Origin of the sequence: Microbacterium sp. 22195 (assembly GCF_052056515.1) — a bacterium.
Lineage (GTDB): Bacteria > Actinomycetota > Actinomycetes > Actinomycetales > Microbacteriaceae > Microbacterium.
Genome location: NZ_JBQEPE010000002.1, coordinates 366,938 through 386,959, shown reverse-complemented (window position 1 = coordinate 386,959; position 20,022 = coordinate 366,938). Strand labels below are relative to the sequence as shown.

Here is a 20,022-nt window from a genome sequence, read left to right as displayed (position 1 = left end):
CAATGCCCATCGGGGCGACAAGGAGAGAGTGAAATGAACGACGTCATCGTCGATGCGGCCGAGATCGATCGACGGACGATCCGCAAGTCGGACTGGGTCGCCTGCAACGCGGCCTTCATCGACTGCCGCACGCCCGGATCCGACAAGAAGGAGAACTACTCCTTCATCGGCGTGGGTGTCTCGCAGAACGCGAACCAGTACATCAACCTCACCGAACAGCACGGATTCAACACCGGGGCCGCAGGCATGCCCAACGGCATCTCCAACAACCTGCACCTGCATTTCACCGCTGAGGTGTTCGTCAACCTCGGCGGAGAGTTCCGGTTGCGGTGGGGTGTCGACGGGAAGCAGGGCGAGTACGTCAGCCACGATGGCGACATCATCTCCATCCCGACCTGGATCTTCCGCGGATTCACCAACGAGGGCCCGGACGACGGCATCCTCTACACGGTGCTCGGCCGTGACGACACGGGCGGCATCATCTGGGGGCCCTCGGTGCTGCGCGAGGCGGAGTCCTATGGCCTGCACCTCACGGCCGACAACCAGCTGATCGACACGGTGGCAGGCGATGTCCTCCCGGAGGGCGTCCAGCTGATCACGCCGATGAAGCAGCACTACATCGACGAGCTCACCTCGTACTCCGTCGAGGAGATGCGGTCGCGCGTCGTGCAGCCGGGCGACCGGCGCTACGACTCGCACGCGCTGCTGTGCACGGCGGTCGAGGGCGGGAAGGTCGACCTCGCGCTGGTGATCGGGTACGGGATGACGCAGAACCGCCGTCAGGTGCCCTCGATCCACGAGCCGCACTCGTTCAACCTCGCGTGGGTGCGTGCCGAGGCGGGCCAGGGCGTGCTGCGCTACCGCCAGGAGCAGACGCAGGCGCTTCTGGTCAAGTCGGGCCAGTGGGAGGTCGTGCTCAATGGCGACCCCGCGACCGCGCTGCGCTTCGGTCCCGGCGACTCGTTCTCGGTGCCCGTGGGAGCCTGGCGCTCGTTCACCTGCGTCGAGAACGGCGAGTCCGGTGCTGGCGAGGTGCTCGTGATCAACGGAGGAGACGATCGGGTGTACCCGGAGTGGGCACCTGAAGTCGTCGAGGCTGCCGCAGCCGCGGATGCCACCGTCGACCCGAACGGATACCTCGCGCCCCTCGGTGTGATGGTCACCGCGACAGAAGACGACTGACGACGATGTGGCGGGGGGGGGGGGGGGGGGGGGGGGGGCCCCCCCCCCCTCCCCCCCCCCCCCCCCCCCCCCCCTCCCCCTCCCTCCCCCCCCCCCCCCCCCCCCCCCCCCCGGCCCGGGATAGACCGGGATGTCGAGGTGCAGGTCGACATTGAGGTCGCCCAGAAGCACGACCTCCACGCCCGGCACCCCGCCATCCCTTTGTTGCACGTCGTCAGTCTCCCAGCGCCTGCGCGAAGTCGGCGATGAGGTCGTCGATCTTCTCGATGCCGGCCGACACGCGGATCATGCCCTGGGTGACGCCCATCTGCTGACGCTCCTCCTCGGGGATGTCGAGGAAGGCCATGGTCGCCGGAAGCTGGGTCACGGTGCGCACGCCGCCGAGGCTGGCCGCGAACGAGGCGAGCTTCAGGCTCTTGCATACCTGCGCCGCCTCCTCCTCGCTGGCGACGCTGAACGCCAGCATCGCACCGGGAGAGTCGAGCTGCTCCCGTGCCGCCTCGTACTGCGGGTGCGACGGATGGCCCGGGTAGTAGACGCGCTGCACCTTGGGGTGCGCCTCCAGCCACTCCACGAGACGGCCGGCGTTCTCGGTCATCCGCTCGACGCGCAGCGGAAGCGTCTGGATGCCGCGCAGCAGCAGCCAGGCGTTGAACGGCGACAGGGCCCCGCCGAGCTTGGTCAGCGTGTTCCAGCGGATCTGCTCCAGCCAGTCGGCGGGAAGGATCTCGGAGTTGATGCTGATGATGCCGCCGACGGCGTCGTTGTGCCCGCCGATGAACTTCGTGGCGCTCTCGAGCACGATGTCGACGCCGTGCTCGTGCGGACGGCAGACGATCGGGCTCGCGAAGGTGTTGTCGCAGATCACCACGATGCCGCGCTCATGCGCGAGCTCGGTGATCGCCCGCAGAGGAGCGACCTTCATGGTCGGGTTCGCGATGGTCTCGACGTAGACCGCCTTGGTCTCGGGGCGGATCGCCGCGCGCACCGCCTCCACGTCGGCGGAGTCCACGAAGGTCACCTCGATGCCGAAGTCCTGGATGCGGTGGTCGAAGAACTCGTGCGTGGAACTGTAGGTGGTCAGATCCACCACGATGTGATCGCCCACCCGCAGCAGGCCGAGCACGGCGTGCGACACCGCGGCCATGCCCGACGCCACGGCCAGCGCGTCCGTCGCGCCGGCGATCAGCGCCATCTGGTCGTCGAGCTTGTACTCGTTGGGGTTGCCGCAGCGGCTGTAGATGTTCACGCTGCGCCGGGCGCCGTCGACCACCTGGTCGTAGGCGTCGCCGTCGTACTGGTAGTTGGCCGACATGAAGATCGGGTAGCTGATCGACTGCGTGCTCTCCTCGGGCGAGTAGAACACGGCACGGCTGGCGAGGCTCAGCTCCTGCGGGTTGTCCACGGAAGGTCCTTTCTGTTCGAGTGCTGATGCGGCGTGCGCCGTCAGATCACTGCTTGAGCGCGCCGCTGGTCAGCCCGCCGATGACGTGGCGCTGGAACACCAGGTACACCAGGAACGAGCCGAGGGCGGCGAGGAGGATCGCGGCGAGAAGCACCGGGTAGTTGGTGGTGCGCTCCCCGACGAAGTCGGTGAGCCCGAGCGGCAGGGTCTTGCGCTCGGGGCTGTTGAGGATGACGAGCGGGAAGAGGAAGTCGTTCCACACCCAGATGACGTTCACGATCGCGGTGGTGAACATGGCCGGCTTCGCGATCGGCACCATCACCCGCGCGAAGGCGGACAGCTCGGATGCCCCGTCGATGCGCGCCGCCTCGATCAGATCGCGCGGAACCGTGGCGAAGAAGCCGCGCATGATCAGCACCGAGATCGGCAGGTTGAACGCCACGGTCGGCAGGATCACCCCGGGCAGAGTGTCCAGCATCCCCATCTCGCGGATGATCGCGACCAGCGGCACGAGGGCGATGTAGGCCGGGATCGCCATCGTCACGAGCATGACGATCTCCACGACGGGCATCCAGCGCGTGCGGTACACGACGAAGGCGTACCCGGCCGCCGTGGCGATGACGACGGTGATGAGCACCGAGACGAGCGTGACGATCAGCGAGTTCCCGGCATACAGGGCGAGGGACCCGTCGGCGAGCGCCGTGGCGTAGTTGTCCCACTGCAGACTGGACGGCAGCGACCAGACCGACTGCTGGAACTGCTGGTTCGTCTTGAACGAGCTGTAGATCATCCAGACGAACGGGAACAGCACCACGACCAGATGCACGCCCAGCAGCGCGATGACGGTGACCACGCCCGCGCTGAGCCTGGTGCGCGGGAGCTGCTCGCGCTCGCGTCTGCGCCGCCGGCGCGGCGTGAGCGCCTCGTCGGGCATGGTGACGGCCATGGTCGCCTGGCTCATCGTGCGACCTCCTTGATCGCCTTGGATCGGCGGGGCCGCGTGGCGGTGAGCACGAACACGCCGACGAGCACCGTGATCAGCAGCTGCGCGATGCCGATCGCCGAGGCGTAGCCCGCCTCGAAGTTGCCGAAGCCGGTCTTGAACAGGTACGTCGAGATGACGTCCGTGGCGTTGCTCGGCCCACCCCGCGTCATCACGAAGACGAGGGAGAAGGTCTTGAACGAGGTGACCACCGCGAGCAGCACCGTCGCCTGCACGTTGGAGGCGATCATCGGCGCGCTGATGCCGAAGAAGGTGCGGAAGTGACCCGCGCCGTCCAGGGATGCGGCCTCGTACACCGATTCGTCGACGTCCTGGAACGCGGCGACGAACAGCAGGATGTAGAGCCCCAGGTAGGTGAGGTTCATGACCACGAGCACGGCGGGCATCGCGAGGGTCTTGTCCCCGAGCCATCCCTTCGCGAGGTCGCCCAGGCCGATGAGGCGCAGGAACCCGTTGAGCAGGCCGAAGTAGGGGTTGTAGACGAACTGCCACAGCAGGCCGATGCAGATCTCGCTGATCACGACCGGGATGACGTAGAGGAACATCGCGGCGCGCTTGAACCGCGGGATGACCCGCACCAGCCAGTAGGCGATGACCATGCCGAGCCCGACCTGGAACACGATCGCCGCCACGGCGATGAGCACGTTGTTCCTGAGCGACGACCAGAACACCCCGTCCGCGGCGAGCCTGACGAAGTTGTCGATCCCGACCCACTCCCGGGGAGAGAAGCCGTCCCACTTGAAGAACGACAGCATGCCCGCGTTGGCGAGCGGGTAGGCGACGAAGATCGCCAGGAACGCCAGGGCGGGGACGAGGAACAGCAGGGCGATCAGCGACTCACGGCGCTTGGCGCGATGCAGCCCACCGCGCCGGGCGCGCTCCGAGAGAGCGCTCGTCATGGGCGCCCCCTCGGACCGGATCTCGCTGCGCACCCGCTCACTTCCCCGCGCTGATCGCTTCGTTGATCGCGTCGACGGCCTGCTGGGCGTCGACCGAGCCTTCGATCAGACCCTGCAGCGTCGAGTAGTAGACCGTGGTCGCCTTCGGCGGCAGAGCGGTGTCGTAGAACGGGTCGAGGTGCCCGGCCGGCTCGATGATGTCGGACACGATGCCCGAGAGCACGGGGCCCGCCACGTCCGGCGTGGTCGCGCCCTTCAGCGTCACCATGGTCTTGCGCAGCTCGACGTACTTCTTCATCACGTCGGGGCTCGTCATGTACTGCAGGAACTCGGTGGCCAGCTTCTTGTCCTTCGCCTTCTCCGAGATCGCGAAGGCGGCCGCGACGCCGGCGAGCGTGTCGGTCTGGTCGCCCTTGCCGGCGGCGACGGTCGGGAACGGGAAGTACCCCAGCTCGAAGCCGGCGGGCGCGTCGGCCGACATGCCGATCTGCCACGTGCCGTTGAGCACCATGGCCGCCTGCCCGTTCAGGAACAGCAGGTTCGCCTCCTGATCGGACATGCCGTTCGCCCCGGTCGGCAGGAGCTTCTTCTGCGCGAGGGTCTGCAGCGGCTCCGCGCCCTTGGCGTCGAGTGCGATCTTGCCGCCGTTCAGGAAGTCGGTGACCAGACCGCTGCCCTCCGTGCGCATCTGCCCGTACTGGAACCAGAAGGTCGCCGGCCAGCTGTCCTTGTTGCCGAGCGCCACGGGGACGATGCCGTCGGCCGCGATCTTCTCGCTGAGCTGCACGAACTCGTCCCACGTCTTCGGCGTCGTCCACCCCTTCTTCTCGAAGAGCGCCTTGTTGTACCAGACGACGGCGGCATCGATGTCGATCGGCACTGCGTAGGTGGAGTCGTCGAAGGTGACCGAGTCCATCGCGGCCGGGATGAAGCTGTCGCCCCAGCCGTCCTCGGCCAGAGCGTCGTCGAGGTCGGCGACCTGGCCGCTCTTGACGAAGGCGTCGAGGAACCCGCCCGGCAGGGTGTAGAAGACGTCGGGCGCGTCGCCCGTGGACATCGCGGTCTGCAGCTTGGTCTTGTACGACGACTGCTCGGCGGAGACCTCCTTGATCTTCGCCTCCGGATGCTCCTTCTTGAAGCCGTCCATCGCCCACTTCATGAACTCGACCTTGTCGGCCTGCCCGGCGTAGGCGTGCCAGATGGTCAGGCTGTCCGCGCCGCCTCCTGCGGCGGGGGCCGATCCACTGCCCACGCAACCGGACAACGCGACCAGCGCGCCGACGGCAAGCGCCGCCGCTGCGGCCTTGCGGAGGTGACGGTTCATGAGGACTCCTTCTGACGACACTGTCGGGAAACGTGGTATCACAATATACTCATCGAGTTGGATGTGGTAGCACCACATTACGATCCGCCGGCCAGATCGGAAGCGAGGATAGGACGCATGGCATCCCATGAGAGAGCCGGAGCGATGACGCTCCTGCGTGCAGCCCTTCCCGGTCTTTCCACCACCGAGCGCCGCGTCGCCGACTGGATCCTCACCCGGCCGGAGCACCTCCTCGAGGCATCGATGATCGACGTCGCGAAAGCATGCGATGTGAGCGACACCACCGTGCTGCGGATGTGCCGCAATGCCGGATTCGCGGGCTACACCGACCTGAAGCTCGCACTCGCCCGGGACCTCGCGACTCCGATGCAGCTCATCCACGACGATGTCGCGGACGGGGACGACCCGATGACCATCGCGCGGAAGGTGTTCGCGCACGCCGCCCTCTCCCTGCAGGACACCGCGGACGTGATCGCGCAGGACGACTTCACCGCCGCACTCGAACTGCTCGAGACGTCGCGCAGCGTGCTCGTCGGGGGCGTCGGCACGTCGGGCGTCGTCGGCCAGTCGTTCTATCAGCGCTGCCGGCGACTCGGCATCAGCTGCGACGCCCCTCAGGACTCGCAGGTGCAGAACATCCACGCCGCACTGCTCGACCCCGGTGACCTCGTCGTCGCGATCTCGTACTCCGGCGAGACGCGGTCGGTGGTCAGCATGGCCGAGGGCGCCAGGCGCGCGGGCGCGAAGGTGCTCGCGGTCACCGGAAACCGCGAATCGCACCTCGCCAAGGTCGCCGACGTGGTGCTGCAGAGCGTCTCGCACGAGACCAGGAACGAGCCCCTGGCGGCCCGTCTCTGCCAGCTCGCCCTTCTGGACGCCCTCTGCGTCGCGTACAGCCACCGTCATCTCGCCGACGTGCTGAGCAGGGATCAGCGCGCGGGCCAATCCATCGTCGAGAGCTCGTTCTAGCTCTCGATCCCACCCCACAGAGGAGTCGTACACGATGATCGTCCAGATCTACACCGCGCAGTCCGCCGATGAAGCGGTCGCGCTCGCAGAGCGCGGGGTCGACCACGTCGGTCTCACGCCCACGACCGTGGGACTGCCCGGCCAGATCAGCGAGGCTGTCGCCGCCGAAGCGGTGGCAGCACTGCGCGGACGCGCGCGTTCGGTGGCGCTCAGCGTTGAGACCGACCTGGCCGAGATCGCGCGCATGGCGGCGGCCGTGCGCCCCGACATCCTGCACCTGTGCGGCGAGATCGGCGCCGTCACGCCGGACGACGTGCGGGAGCTGCGCGGAATGCTGCCCGCCGGCATGGAGATCATGCAGGCGATAGCGGTCGGCGCCGAGGACGACATCGCGATGGCCAGGGAATACGCCGAGGTCGCCGACTACCTGATCCTGGACTCGTACACCACCGATGTGCAGGGGGTGGGCGCCGCGGGTGTGACGCACGACTGGTCGCGCAGTGCGGAGATCGTCGCGAGCGTGGGAATCCCGGTGATCCTCGCAGGCGGTCTCTCCGCGGCGAACGTCGCCGAGTCGATCGCGGCCGTGCGTCCGTGGGGCGTGGACTCGCTCACGCTCACGAACCGCCCTCTCGGGGACGGGCGCTTCGAGAAGGACCTCGACGCCGTGGCCGCGTTCGTCGAAGGCGCGACCGCGGTCGCCGCGGTCTGAGAGCGGCCGCGGTCGCGCGGGCATCCGCCTGCTCGGCGGGCATCCGCCTACTCGGCGAGATCGAGCACGGCCCGCACCATGGTGTCCTCGTCGATGCCGTGGTACCGGTAGACGTCGGCGAGGTCGCCGGCCTGCCCGAACCGGCTCACGCCGAGATGGCGGGCGGGAACGCCCTGGACGCCGGCGAGGAACGCCAGCGCGTGCGGATGCCCGTCCAGTACCGTCACCATCGGCACGGTCCGTTCCGCGGGCAGCACCTGATCGAGGATCCAGGTGTCCGCGCTCCCCTGCCCGCCGCGCGCCTGCACCGCCTCGAAGAGGAGCCCGGGGCTGGTGACCACGACCACGTCGACCTCCCTGCCGAGCGCAGCCAGACGGCCGGCGGCGCGCAGGGCATCCGGGACCATCACGCCCATCGCGACCAGCGTCGCCACGGGCGCATCCGCCGTGCGCAGCCGATAGGCCCCCGCGACGACCTGGCGGCGCCGGCGCTCCCGGGCCGCAGGGTCGGCGGGGATCGCCGCGAGGCTCTGGTCGACGGGCTTGGTCGACAGGCGCAGATACGCCGAGCGCCCACCCGGTCGGGCCATCTGCGACATCGCCGCCAGCAGCGACCACTCCACCTCCTGGACGAAGGCGGGTTCGTAGCTGAGCAGCTCGGGCTGCTCGATGCCGATCGACGGCGTCTTGATCGACTGGTGCGCGCCGCCTTCCGCTGCCAGGGAGACGCCCGACGGCGTGCCGATCAGGATCGACTGCCCGCCGGCGTACATGCCGTACGACCACGGTTCGAGTGCGCGCTCGACGAACGGATCGTAGAGCACCCCGATGGGGTACAGCGGCTGCCCCCAGCGGCTCCACGTCGTCCCCAGCTCGCCGATCAGGCTGACCAGATTGACCTCGGCGATCCCGAGTTCGATGTGCTGACCGCTCAGCCGCTCGCGCCAGTGCATGATCGTCTCGGGGTCGTCCTCGAACCAATCCTGCCGGTCGTCGGTCGACCACACGCCGACCTTGTTCAGCCAGCCGGCGAGATTCGTGCTGGTGCTCACGTCCGGGCTCGCGGTGACGACCCGGCGTGCGACGTCGGGCGCCGATCGGGTGAGATCGAGCAGCACGCGACCGAGCGCCGCCTGCGTCGTGCCGCTGCCGGTCGGCGTGCGGCCGAAGTCCGCGGGCACGGCCGGGACGACCGCGGCCGGAACGGGGTCGCGGCTCAGACGCCGTGCGGTGGCCGCGCACGCCCGCCCTTCCGGGGAGTCGGGCTCGAATCGCCGCCACGGGGCGGACGGATCCATCCCGGCCTCCTGCGCGAGCTGCGCGTACTGCTCGTGCGTGAGCAGCGAGGAGTGGTTCTGCGGATGCCCGGCCGTCGGGAGCCCGTTCCCCTTGATCGTGTACGCGATGATCACCGTCGGGCGCGCGTCGTCGATCTGCGCGAACGCCTCACGCAGCGTCGCCAGGTCGTGGCCGCCCAGGTTGCGGATCGTGGCGATCAGCTCGTCGTCGCCCACGGTCTCGAGCAGAGCGCGGATGGCCGGAGCCGATGCCTCGGCCCCCGGCAGGCGGTGGCGCAGCTCCGCCGCGGGGCAGCGCAGCAGCCGCTGGTACTCCGCATTGGGCATGTCGAGGATCCGCCGGCGGAGCTCCGCGCCTCCCGGATGCGAGAAGAGCGCTTCGAGCCGCTGCCCGAACGGCACGGTGATGACCTGCCACCCGGCGGCATCGAACATGCGCTCCAGCCTGCCTGCGGCGATGTTCGGCACCACCCGGTCGAGCGACTGCCGGTTCAGGTCGACGATCCAGACGATCTCCCCGAGGGCGGACACATGAGGGTCGAGCACCGCCTCCCAGACCGCCCCCTCGTCGAGTTCGGCGTCCCCGACCAGCGAGTACTGCCGCCCCTGCGCCGACGCCCCCGAGATCGTCGCCGCATAGCGGCGGGCGATCGCGCCCCAGATGGGTGCGGTCGCGCCGATCCCCACCGAGCCGGTGGAGTAGTCGACCGTGTCGGGGTCCTTCGACCGGCTCGGATAGCTCTGGATGCCGCCGAACTCGCGCAGTGAGCCCATGTGGTGGTCGTCGAGCTCACCGAGCAGATAGTGGATGCCGTGCAGCACCGGAGAGGCGTGCGGCTTCACCGACACGCGATCCTCGGGCTGGAGCTGGTCGAACCACAGCGCCGTCATGATCGTCGCGATGGACGCGCTGGACGCCTGGTGTCCTCCCACCTTGAGTCCGGAAGGGTTGGGACGGACGCGGTTGGCGTGGTGGATCATCGATGTCGACAGCCACAGCACCCGCTGCTCGATCGCGGCGAGCGTGCGGAGGTCTGCTGCGGAGTCGACGACGGGTGCGGCGAAGGCGTTCATGCGACGGATTCCTCGGAATGGGATGCGGCGTCCTCGCCGGCATCCGCGGATGCTCCGGCCCTTCTGGGACCACGGGCTGCAGGCGCATGATGCGCGCCGATGCCCGGAGATGAAGCAGATGTTTCCCCTATTGGAGCAAGAGGTGCCGTGATGGACAATAGTCGACATCGATGTTGAGCAGAACGGGCAGAATCCCGCGATCGAGAACAAGGATGGTGAGCACTGTGTCCAGCACCAGAACCGCCGACCGCACCGACCGGGAGCTGCTGCGCCGGCTGATCCGCACCCCGGGCGCGACGATCGTCGCCCTCGCCGAATCGGCGGGGCTCGCACGCAACACCGTCCGCGCACGCCTCTCCCGATACGACGAGGACGGGACGCTGCGCTCCTTCCAGCGCCGCATCGCCCCGGCGGCGCTGGGCTACCCGCTGAGCGCGTACGTGCTCACCCGCGTCACGCAGCGGAAACTCGATCAGGTCGGTGAGGCGCTGTCGGAGATCCCCGAGGTCATCGAGGTGCTCGGCCTCTCGGGGATCACCGATCTCATGATCCAGGTCGTCGCACGCGACGCCGACGACCTGTACCGGGTCGCCGGCCGCATCCTCGGCGTCGACGGCGTCAAGCGCACCAGCACGGGCCTGGTGATGCGCGAGATGGTGCCGTACCGCATCCAGCAGCTGCTGTGAGCGCCCCTGTGTTCATGAGCGGCTTCCGCATCGGATAGGATGGACAGGTTGTTTCCTGGTGACGTGTCCGAGCGGCCGAAGGAGCACGCTTGGAAAGCGTGTGTTGTGCAAGCAACCGCGGGTTCGAATCCCGCCGTCACCGCCGAATGAATGAAGGCCCCCGCTGAGCGGGGGCCTTCATTCATGTGTCGACGCGGAGACGCAGTACACGTCAGTCGAAGCGGATGCCGTACATCGTGGTGTCGGGCGCGGAGTACAGGCGGTGCATCCCCAGACGCTCGTAGAACGCGCCGGCGCCGGCGTTCGCGGGGTTCATGCCCAGGTGAAGACCGGGTACGCCACGACGGCGCAGCTCGTCGAAGAGGGTGTCGATCAGGCGGCGTCCCAGCCCCTGGCCCTGCGTCTCGGGCAGCAGATCGATGTGCAGGTGCGCGGGGTACTCGGTCGCGTGCTCCTGGCGCCCGGGTCCGCGGCGGGTCGCGTAGCCGATCATGCCGTCCTCACGGGTCGGCTCGCTCTCGCCCGACAGCGGGTACCGGTCCGCGACGCCCGGCCACCACTCGTCGCGGAACCACGTCTCGAACGCCTCGGTGTCGTCTGTGCTCACGATGTACCCGATCGTGCGCCCGTCCTCGGACTCCACCACCCAGGCCAGATCCGGATGCCGCTCCACGTAGGGCACCGCGAAGATGTCGCCCCAGAGCCGGTCGTCCCGGAAGAGCCCGGTCGCGTCGCGACCGACATCCGCGGTCTTCACGCACACCTCGTACATCGCCTCGCGATCCGAGGGACGGTAGGGGCGGATGCTCGACACGGGCGACTCCTTGGGATCGGGCGTTCCAGTACCCGTCCAGCCTAGCGACGCCCAGGCTCCGGCCGCCGCGGCGACCAGCAGCGGCGCCGCGACGCCGACCAGCGCCCCGCCGACGGTGTCGGTGAGCCAGTGCACGCTGAGGACGGTCCGCGACAGCGCCATGGCCGTCGTCCAGACGATGCCGGCCGCTGCCGTCCAGCGCCGCGGCCAGACGAGGTACAGCAGCACCGCGAGCGTGGCGGCGTTCGTCGTATGCCCGGAGGGGAATGATCCGGGGTCCGAGACGACCAGCATGTCCTCCGGCCGCGCACGGTCGAACAGCGCCTTCATCAGCTGAGCGAGTCCCACGCTCACCAGCAGTGCGGCGGCCGCGAGCACCGCGACCCGCCAGCGCCGCAGCAGCAGGAGGATCCCGATCGGCACCAGTGGCACGGCGAGGCCCGCCCGCCATCCCCCGCCGACGTAGTTCAGCACGTACGACAGCGCCAGCATCCACGGCTGCCTGACCTCGACCATCAGATCGTGCCAGCCCTGGTCGAGACCGTTCACCGCGCCACCAGGCAGCATCACGACGGTCCAGCCGATCACGGCGGCGATCGCCAGCATGCTGCCCGCCGCGATCAGCATCCTGGCCCTGGTCATCGTCCCATTCTGCCTGCCCGGCCCGATCGACCCGGCATCATGCGCGTCAGGGCGCGAGCATGGCGACCGTGCGCGGGCGCACGATCAGCCACAGCGACAGGATCGCCACCACCGCGCATCCGACCATCACGATCGCCATGGTGGTCGCCGTGATGCCGGACCCGGCCGAGATCAGCCCGACGGCGGGCGAGATGATCGCGGCGACGCCGTTGTTGCTCGCGCCCAGCACGGATGCCGCCGTGCCAGCGGCCTTGCCGTGCCGGTCGAGCGCGAGCACCTGCACGCACGGGAATGTGAATCCGCAGGCCGTCATGAACAGCCACAGCGGGATGACGGTGCCCCAGAACCCGGCGCCCACCTGGTCGCACACGATGATCGTCGCGCCCGAGATCAGCAGCAGAGCCGTCGAGAACGCCATCACCCACTGCGGCCCGAACCGCGCCGCCAACCGCGCGGACACCTGCACGCCACCGACCACCCCGAGCGAGTTCGCCGCGAAGAGCAGCCCGTACGCCTGGGGGTTCAGCCCGTGCGTCTGCTGGAACAGGAACGGCGAGGCCGACAGGTACGAGAACAGGCCGGAGAACGTCATGCCGCCGATGATCAGCACGCCCACGAACACCCGATCGGAGAACACGCTGCGGTAGCGCTGCAGCACGGTGCTGGACCCGCGCTCCTGCCGGCGCGCCTTCGGCAGCGTCTCGGGCAGCAGCAGGATCGCTGCGAGCAGCATCACCGCGCCGTAGCCGGCCAGGACCACGAAGATGCCCCGCCACGGCATGATCGTCAGCAGCCCCGAGCCGATGATCGGCGCGACCACGGGGGCGACGCCCGACACCAGCGACAGACGCGAGAGCATCACGACCAGTCGCCGCCCGCCGAACAGGTCGCGGACGATCGCCATGGCCACCACGCCGCCGGCGGCCGCTCCGATGCCCATCACCACGCGCGCCGCACCCAGCAGGATCAGATCCGGCGCGACCGCGGCGGCGATGCTGGCGAGCACGTGCAGTGCTGTCACCACGATCAGCGGCACGCGGCGCCCGACCTTGTCGCTGAGAGGCCCGACGATCAGCTGCCCGATCGCGAAGCCGATCATGGTTCCGGTGAGCGTCAGCTGGATCATCGCCGCCGACGTGGAGAAGTCCGCCTCCAGCTGCGGGAACGCTGGCAGGTACAGGTCGATCGTGAACGGCCCGAGCGCCGTGAGCGCCCCGAGCAGCAGGATGTAGAGCACCCGGCGTCCGGTGGAGATCGCGTCGCCCGGGTGCAGCATGATCGGCGCGGTCGCCGGGTTCGCCCCGAGGGTGCGGATCGCACCGGTCGGCATGGAGGTGCGGATGGTTCCGGTGATGGCCCGGATGCTGCCGGTGGGAGTGCGGTCGTCGCTCACGGGGAACTTTCGAGGGAGGAGCGGAAGCTGCGCTCGAATCGTTTCGACGCAGGGGAAGTCCTCCATGTTACTCGCCCCGCAGCGCGCTGCGGATTCTGCGCAGCGCGGCCTCAGCGTGCGGCGACGCGCGCCAGGCCCTCCTCCAGGTCGGCGATGAGGTCCGCGACGTCCTCGATTCCGACGGACAGCCGCACCACGTTCTCGGGGACGGCGAGCGCGGTGCCGCGCACCGAGGCGTGCGTCATCTCCGGCGGGTAGCCGATCAGCGACTCCACACCGCCGAGCGACTCCGCGAGCTGGAACAGCGTGGTCGACTCGGCGAACGCGCGCGCGGCTGCCGCGCCTCCGGAAAGACCGAGGGACAGCATCCCGCCGAAGCCGCTCATCTGGCGTGCGGCGATCTCGTGGCCGGGGTGCGAGGCGAGGCCGGGGTGGTAGACCTCGGAGAACTCCGGCCGCGCCGCCGCCCACTCGGCGATCGCCTGGGCGTTCTCGCTGTGCTGACGCACCCGCACGGCGAGCGTCTTGATGCCGCGCGTCGTGAGCCAGGCGTCCAGGGGCGCGGACACCGCACCCACGGCGAACTGCTGGAAGCGCACCGCCTCCTCGAACCGGTCGTCGGCCAGCACCACCGCCCCGCCGAGCACGTCGGAATGCCCGCCGAGGTACTTGGTGGTCGAGTGGACCACGATGTCGGCTCCGAGCGCGAGCGGCTGCTGCAGCGCCGGCGAGGCGAACGTGTTGTCGACGACCAGCACCGCACCGGCGGCGTGCGCGATCTCCGCGACCACGGCGATGTCGACGATCTTCAGCAGCGGGTTGCTGGGGGTCTCCAGCCACACGATCCTCGTCTCGGGCCGGAGCGCCGCGCGGATGGCATCCGCGTCCTGCAGCTCCACCGTGGTGGTCTCGATGCCCCAGGGCGCCAGCACCTTCGTGAGCAGGCGGTAGGTGCCGCCGTACACGTCGTTGCCGAGCAGCACGTGGTCGCCGGGCCGCAGGATGCCGCGCAGCAGCGCATCCTCGGCGGCGAGCCCCGACGAGAACGACAGCGCCGAGGCGCCGCCCTCCAGAGCCGCGAGCTGCGTCTCGAGCGACGAGCGCGTGGGGTTTCCCGCGCGGTTGTACTCGTAGCCCTCCCGGAATCCGCCGATGCCGTCCTGCACGTGCGTGGACGCCTGGTAGATGGGCGGGATGATCGCGCCGGTCGTCGGGTCGGGCTCCTGACCCGCGTGGATGGCTCGGGTGGCGAAGGCGCGGTCGGTCATGACTCTCCTCAGGTCGTGTGGGGCGGTGTGCCCACGGTACGCCCGGCGACCAGGGCATCCGGCTTCCTGTTACGTCGCGAGACGACCTCAGCGGGAGAGGTAGCCGAGCAGATCCTGACGGGTGAGGACCGTGTGCGGGCGCCCGTCGACCGTGACGAGCAGGGCGTCGGCGTCGGCGAGCGCGCTGCGCGCCTGCGCGACCGGGGTGTGGATGCCGATGAGCGGCAGCCGCTCCCCCACGTGCATGCCGACCGGGTCGGCGGGCCGCGCCTCGCCGCGGAACAGCAGGTCCAGTAGCCCCTTCTCATCCACTGCGCCGACGACCTCGCCCATCATCACGGGCGGCTCGGCGCTGAGGACCAGCAGTTGCGAGACGTCGTACTCGGTCATGGTTCCGATGGCCTCGAGCACGGTCTCGTCGGGATGTGTGTGCACCAGGGCGGGGATCGCCCGGTGGGTCTCCTGCTTGAGCTTGATCACGACGTCGCGCGCGGCCAGCACGTCCGCGACGGTCTCCTCCGCCTCCACCTCACTGAAGCCGTAGGAGCGCATCCACGAATCGTTGAAGATCTTGCCCAGGTATCCGCGCCCGCCGTCCGGCAGCAGCACCACCATCACGGCATCCGCGGGCAGATCCCGTGCGACCCGCAGCGCGCCGACCACTGCCATCCCGCTGGATCCGCCGACGAGGATGCCCTCCTCGCGGGCGAGCCGGCGAGTCATGGCGAACGCCTCGGCATCCGTGACGGCGACGATCTCGTTCGGCACCTGCGGGTCGTACGCCCCGGGCCAGATGTCCTCCCCCACGCCCTCGACGAGATACGGCCGGCCGGTTCCGCCCGAGTACACGCTGCCCTCGGGGTCGACGCCGATCACGCGCACGCGGTCGTCCGAGACCTCGCGCAGGTACCGGCCGGTGCCGCTGATCGTGCCGCCGGTGCCGACGCCGGCGACGAAGTGCGTGATCTCGCCGTCGGTGTCGCGCCAGATCTCGGGCCCCGTGGTCTCGTAGTGGCTGCGCGGCCCGTTGGGGTTCTCGTACTGGTTGGGCTTGAACGCGCCGGGGATCTCACGGGCCAGCCGATCGCTGACGCTGTAGTACGACTCGGGGCTGTCGGCGGGGACAGAGGTCGGCGTCACGACGACCTCGGCGCCGTAGGCGCGCAGCACGTCGATCTTGTCGGCGCCCACCTTGTCGGGCACCACGAACACGCAGCGGTAGCCGCGCTGCTGCGCGACCAGTGCCAGCCCGACGCCGGTGTTGCCGCTGGTGGGCTCGACGATCGTGCCGCCCGGCTTCAGATCACCGGCGGCCTCGGCCGCGTCGATGATGCGACTGGCGATCCGGTCCTTGGCGGAGCCGCCGGGGTTCAGGTACTCGAGCTTGACCAGGACGGTGCAGGCGATGCCGGAGGTCACCCGGTTGAGCCTGACCAGGGGCGTGTCGCCGACGAGGTCGACGATGTTCTCGGCATAGCGCATGCGCTCCACCGTAGATGCACGGAAGCCGGATGCCGCTTGTGTTTCAGCCTGCGCGGGCTCTGTGTCCCGCGCAGGCCGCATTGCGGCATCCGGCTTCCGCCCGGCTCAGCCCTTGGTCGCGCCGGCCAGCAGGCCGCGCACGAAGAAGCGCTGCAGCGCGAAGAACACGATCAGCGGCACCACGATCGCGATCAGCGTGCCCGCCGACTGCAGGAACCAGCGGTTGCCCCAGGTGCCCGACAGCGAGTTCAGCGCCTGGGTGATCGGCAGCGCGCCGGGCGAGGCGAAGATCGTCGCGACCAGCAGGTCGTTCCACACCCACAGGAACTGGAAGATGCCGAACGAGGCGATGGCCGGCATCGCGAGCGGCAGGATGATCCGGAAGAACACCTGGCCGTGGCCGGCGCCGTCCACTCGAGCCGCCTCGACGATGTCGCCCGGGATCTCCGCGATGAAGTTGTGCAGCATGAACGTCGCCAGCGGCAGGGCGAAGATCGCGTGCGCGATCCACACCCGGGCGAAGCTGTAGTCCAGGTCGTTCAGCGTGAAGCCGGGGAAGACCGCCACATCGCCGATCGTCAGCCCGTTGGAGAACAGGCTCAGCAGCGGCACCAGGGCCATCTGCAGCGGCACGATCTGCAGCGCGAACACGAACACGAACAGCAGGTTGCGGCCCTTGAAGTCGATCCACGCGAACGCGTAGGCGGCGAGCGACGCGATCACGATCGGGAACACGGTGGCGGGGATCGTGATCGCGAGCGAGTTCACGAACGCCGTAGCCAGCGTGGTCGACGTGCCACCCGCGTTGAGCGCCTGCGCGTAGTTGTCCAGGGTGAACTTCGGGTCGGTGAAGACGGTCCACCAGCCGGTCGACTGCGTGTCGGCGCCGGGGCGGAACGAGGTCACGAACAGGCCGAAGGTGGGGATCGTCCAGAAGAAGGCGATGATCACGGCTGCGATCGTCGCGCCCTTCGAAGTGAGCTTCTTGTGGGCGATGGCCTCATTGCGGCGGGTGTCGCGGGCGACCTGGCGCTTGCTGCGGGTGTCGCGGACGATGGCTTCGGTGGCGCTCATCAGCGGATCTCCCTCTGCTTGGCCATGGATCGGGCGTTGTAGATGATCAGCGGCAGCACGAAGATGAACAGCACCACGGCCAGCGCCGAGGAGTGCCCGTAGCTCTGGAACCGCTGCTGCTGGTTGACCATCTCGAAGCCGAGCACGGTGGTGTCGTCGCGTCCGCCCGTCATCACCGCGACGATGTCGTACACCTTCAGCGACATGATCGTGATGGTCGTCAGCACGACGATCAGCGAGGAGCGGATGCCAGGGACCGTGACGTTCGTGAACCGCTGCCACGCGTTCGTGCCGTCGAGCTCGGCTGCCTCGAGCTGCTCGGTGGGAACGGCCTTGATCGCGGCGGAGAGGATCACCATCGCGAATCCGGTCTGGGTCCAGATGAAGACGATCAGCAGCATGATCGTGTTGAGCAGCGGCTTGACCGCCAGCCAGTTCACGGGGTCGCCGCCGAAGATCGTGACGATGGCGTTCAGCAGGCCGAGCTGGTCGCCCTGCCGGTAGTCGTACATGAACTTCCAGATGATGCCGGCGCCCACGAACGAGATCGCGACCGGCATGAACACCAGCACCTTGAGCACCTTCTCGCCGCGGGCGCGGTCGATGAAGACGGCGTAGGCCAGGCCGAACGCGACCGAGATGGTCGGGGCCAGCAGCGCCCAGATGAGCGTGTTGATGACGGACCAGGTCCCGACCGGGTTCGTGAACACCCAGACGTAGTTCTCGAAGCCGACGAACTCCTTGCCCGTCTTGTCGAAGAAGGACTTGAAGAAGGTCGCAACGGCCGGGTAGATCAGGCCCATCAGCAGCATGATCGCCGCCGGTGCCATGAAGAGGATCAGCTGGAACAGGTAGCCGGCGCCCTGCCGCGACCGGTAGTCGGCGAAGAACAGCAGCGCTCCGGAGAGCAGCGCGATCCCCACGACGTAGAGCACGGCGTTCGAGTACGGCCGCAGCAGCATGAACGCGAGCACCGGGATCACCATGCACGCGACGAGCCGCATGATGAAGTAGCCCTTGCCAGGGCGCGGGGCGTACTCGATCAGCACCAGCACGATCGCCACGACGAGGCCGAAGGCGAGCAGCACGACCGGGATCTGCACCAGCGGATGCAGGCCGCCCAGCCACATGAAGAACGTGTTCAGCGAGACCGGGCCCAGCGCGATGCGGGCGGCGTTCTCCACGGGGGCGGAGAAGAGCAGCAGGAAGAACAGGGCGACGATCAGCGCGAAACCGACCACCACGAGGGTGCGGGTGAGCGCGCGTCCCCTCCGGTCGGTGCCGTGCGTGGTCCGGGGCAGTTCGCCCGTACCCTGATCCTCATCTTCGACGATCACTTGCGACATGGATTCCCCTTCTGTGAGGCGGGTGCGGGGCGGGCGTCTCCGCCCTACCCCGCACCCGTCAGCAGGTTGCGCTCAGACTAGCGCGACCGATCAGTTGTTGTAACCGGCCTGGATGTCGCTGAGCACCTGATCGGTGGCCTTGCCGTCGATCCAGTCGACCATGCCCTTCCAGAACGAACCGGAGCCGACGGTCGCCGGCATCAGGTCGGACGCGTCGAAGCGGAACGTCGTCTTGTCGTCCTGCATGATCTTCATGGCATCCTGCAGGAACTCGCTCGAGGCCAGGCTCGGGTCGGCGTTCTTGTTGGCGGAGATCACACCGCCGAGCTTGACGCGGGCGTCCGCGAACTCGGGCGAAGCCATGAACTCGAGCACCTTGACGGTGGACTTGTCCGCGTTGAAGCCGGCGACGAACTCGCCACCGCCCTCGACGCTGAGCTCGCCCTCCTTGGTGCCGGGCATGATGAACGCGTACACGTCACCGTCGGGGGCGACCTTCGGGGTCTCGCCCGCGGCGTTCTTCACGTCGAGGAAGTTCGCCGACAGGAACGACGCCTGGTGCGTGAGCGCGCAGCTGCCGTCCGCGACCTTGGCAGCGACGTCGCCGAACGCGGTCGAGTTGATGCTCTTCACGTCGCCGAAGCCGGCGTTCACGTAGTCCGGGTTCTTCAGGATGGAGCCGACCGCCTCGAACGCGTCCTTGATCTCCGGGTCGGTGAACTTCACGTCACCGGCGACCCACTTGTCGTAGACGTCGGGGCCCGCCTGGCGGAGGACGAGGTCCTCGACCCAGTCGGTGCCGGGCCAGCCCGAGGCGTCACCCGAGGCGAAGCCCGCGCACCAGGGCGCCGTGCCGGTCTTGGACCGGATGGTGTCGGTGAGCTTGATCATGTCGTCCCAGGTCTTGGGGACCTCGACGCCCCACTCCTTGAACTTCGCCGGCGAGTACCAGATGTAGCCCTTGAGGTTGGCGAGCATCGGCGCGGAGTAGAACGTGCCGTCGATCGTGCCATAGTTCTTCCAGTCCTTCGACCAGTTCTCGTCGACCGCCTTCGACACCCCTTCCGGGGCCTTCTGCACCTTGCCGGTCTCGACGAGGGACTTCAGCAGACCCGGCTGCGGGACGATCGCGATGTCAGGCGCGTCGCCACCGGTGACCTTGGTGACGATGTTGCCCTCGAAGCTCTTGTCACCGGTGTACTCGACCTTGATCCCGGTGTCCTTGGTGAACTGCGCGAACGTCTTGTTGAGGTCGTCGGCCTCGGAGCCGGTGATGCCGCCGGAGATGCGGACCGTGGTCTTGCCCTCCGAGCCGCCGTTCCCGCCGCCCGGCGTCGCCTCCGCGCATCCGGACAGTGCGATCGCAGCCGCACCGACCAGAGCGAGGGGAGCAAGTAGGCGGTATCGCTGTGACAGAGCCATGTGTTTTCTCCTCATTCGGGTGGATCCCG

At 68.6% G+C, this 20,022-nt stretch carries 16 protein-coding genes and 1 tRNA gene; 5 read left to right on the top strand and 12 right to left on the bottom strand.

The window, feature by feature from the left end:
• The first annotated feature begins 33 nt into the window (after positions 1-33).
• Positions 34-1,182: a hypothetical protein gene (locus tag ACTJJ4_RS09920; RefSeq protein WP_440943144.1), complete on the top strand. Its 1,149-nt coding sequence runs from the start codon at positions 34-36 to the stop codon at positions 1,180-1,182.
• A gap of 214 nt (positions 1,183-1,396) precedes the next feature.
• Here ACTJJ4_RS09920 and ACTJJ4_RS09915 read toward each other — a convergent pair whose 3' ends face one another.
• The 4 genes from ACTJJ4_RS09915 to ACTJJ4_RS09900 are packed head-to-tail and all read right to left on the bottom strand — an operon-like array spanning position 1,397 to position 5,813.
• Positions 1,397-2,587 carry a trans-sulfuration enzyme family protein gene (locus ACTJJ4_RS09915; protein WP_440943143.1) on the bottom strand — a complete coding sequence of 397 codons (1,191 nt, stop codon included), beginning with the start codon at positions 2,585-2,587 and terminating at the stop codon, positions 1,397-1,399.
• A 46-nt stretch (positions 2,588-2,633) separates the two neighbouring features.
• Positions 2,634-3,548, bottom strand: coding sequence for a carbohydrate ABC transporter permease (locus ACTJJ4_RS09910; protein WP_440943142.1), 915 nt, complete (start codon positions 3,546-3,548; stop codon positions 2,634-2,636).
• Positions 3,545-4,489, bottom strand: coding sequence for a carbohydrate ABC transporter permease (locus tag ACTJJ4_RS09905; protein ID WP_440943141.1), 945 nt, complete (start codon positions 4,487-4,489; stop codon positions 3,545-3,547). The genes ACTJJ4_RS09910 and ACTJJ4_RS09905 overlap by 4 nt, the downstream gene beginning before the upstream one ends.
• A 37-nt stretch (positions 4,490-4,526) precedes the next feature.
• Positions 4,527-5,813, bottom strand: coding sequence for an ABC transporter substrate-binding protein (locus ACTJJ4_RS09900; RefSeq protein ID WP_440943140.1), 1,287 nt, complete (start codon positions 5,811-5,813; stop codon positions 4,527-4,529).
• A gap of 117 nt (positions 5,814-5,930) precedes the next feature.
• On the opposite strand from ACTJJ4_RS09900, the gene ACTJJ4_RS09895 reads away from it, so the two are divergent.
• Positions 5,931-6,782 carry a MurR/RpiR family transcriptional regulator gene (locus ACTJJ4_RS09895; RefSeq protein WP_440943139.1) on the top strand — a complete coding sequence of 284 codons (852 nt, stop codon included), beginning with the start codon at positions 5,931-5,933 and terminating at the stop codon, positions 6,780-6,782.
• Between the two features lie 34 nt (positions 6,783-6,816).
• Entirely contained in the window at positions 6,817-7,494 is a 678-nt protein-coding gene (locus ACTJJ4_RS09890; RefSeq protein WP_440943138.1) for a phosphoribosylanthranilate isomerase, read from the top strand.
• A gap of 47 nt (positions 7,495-7,541) precedes the next feature.
• Here ACTJJ4_RS09890 and ACTJJ4_RS09885 read toward each other — a convergent pair whose 3' ends face one another.
• A complete protein-coding gene (locus tag ACTJJ4_RS09885; protein ID WP_440943137.1) occupies positions 7,542-9,866 on the bottom strand; it encodes a transketolase-like TK C-terminal-containing protein in 2,325 nt (774 codons plus the stop codon).
• 224 nt (positions 9,867-10,090) lie between these two features.
• Here ACTJJ4_RS09885 and ACTJJ4_RS09880 point away from each other — a divergent pair, with 224 nt between their 5' ends.
• Positions 10,091-10,552 carry an Lrp/AsnC family transcriptional regulator gene (locus ACTJJ4_RS09880; RefSeq protein ID WP_440943136.1) on the top strand — a complete coding sequence of 154 codons (462 nt, stop codon included), beginning with the start codon at positions 10,091-10,093 and terminating at the stop codon, positions 10,550-10,552.
• Between the two features lie 57 nt (positions 10,553-10,609).
• A tRNA-Ser gene (locus ACTJJ4_RS09875) sits at positions 10,610-10,694 on the top strand.
• A 69-nt stretch (positions 10,695-10,763) separates the two neighbouring features.
• On the opposite strand, the gene ACTJJ4_RS09870 is transcribed toward ACTJJ4_RS09875, so the two are convergent.
• The 7 genes from ACTJJ4_RS09870 to ACTJJ4_RS09840 all read right to left on the bottom strand — a co-directional run bounded on the left by ACTJJ4_RS09870 (position 10,764) and on the right by ACTJJ4_RS09840 (position 19,993).
• Positions 10,764-12,008 carry a GNAT family N-acetyltransferase gene (locus tag ACTJJ4_RS09870; protein WP_440943135.1) on the bottom strand — a complete coding sequence of 415 codons (1,245 nt, stop codon included), beginning with the start codon at positions 12,006-12,008 and terminating at the stop codon, positions 10,764-10,766.
• Between the two features lie 46 nt (positions 12,009-12,054).
• Positions 12,055-13,338 (bottom strand): multidrug effflux MFS transporter, encoded by a 1,284-nt coding sequence (locus ACTJJ4_RS09865; protein WP_440943262.1) that lies wholly within the window; start codon positions 13,336-13,338, stop codon positions 12,055-12,057.
• Positions 13,339-13,511: 173 nt separating this feature from the next.
• Positions 13,512-14,669 (bottom strand): cystathionine gamma-synthase, encoded by a 1,158-nt coding sequence (locus ACTJJ4_RS09860; RefSeq protein ID WP_440943134.1) that lies wholly within the window; start codon positions 14,667-14,669, stop codon positions 13,512-13,514.
• A gap of 87 nt (positions 14,670-14,756) precedes the next feature.
• Positions 14,757-16,151 (bottom strand): cystathionine beta-synthase, encoded by a 1,395-nt coding sequence (locus ACTJJ4_RS09855; protein WP_440943133.1) that lies wholly within the window; start codon positions 16,149-16,151, stop codon positions 14,757-14,759.
• 105 nt (positions 16,152-16,256) lie between these two features.
• Complete coding sequence (locus ACTJJ4_RS09850; RefSeq protein WP_292704590.1) at positions 16,257-17,225, bottom strand: carbohydrate ABC transporter permease; 969 nt, start codon at positions 17,223-17,225, stop codon at positions 16,257-16,259.
• Positions 17,225-18,571, bottom strand: coding sequence for a carbohydrate ABC transporter permease (locus ACTJJ4_RS09845; protein ID WP_440943132.1), 1,347 nt, complete (start codon positions 18,569-18,571; stop codon positions 17,225-17,227). The genes ACTJJ4_RS09850 and ACTJJ4_RS09845 overlap by 1 nt, the downstream gene beginning before the upstream one ends.
• A 90-nt stretch (positions 18,572-18,661) precedes the next feature.
• Entirely contained in the window at positions 18,662-19,993 is a 1,332-nt protein-coding gene (locus ACTJJ4_RS09840; RefSeq protein WP_440943131.1) for an ABC transporter substrate-binding protein, read from the bottom strand.
• Positions 19,994-20,022 lie beyond the last annotated feature (29 nt).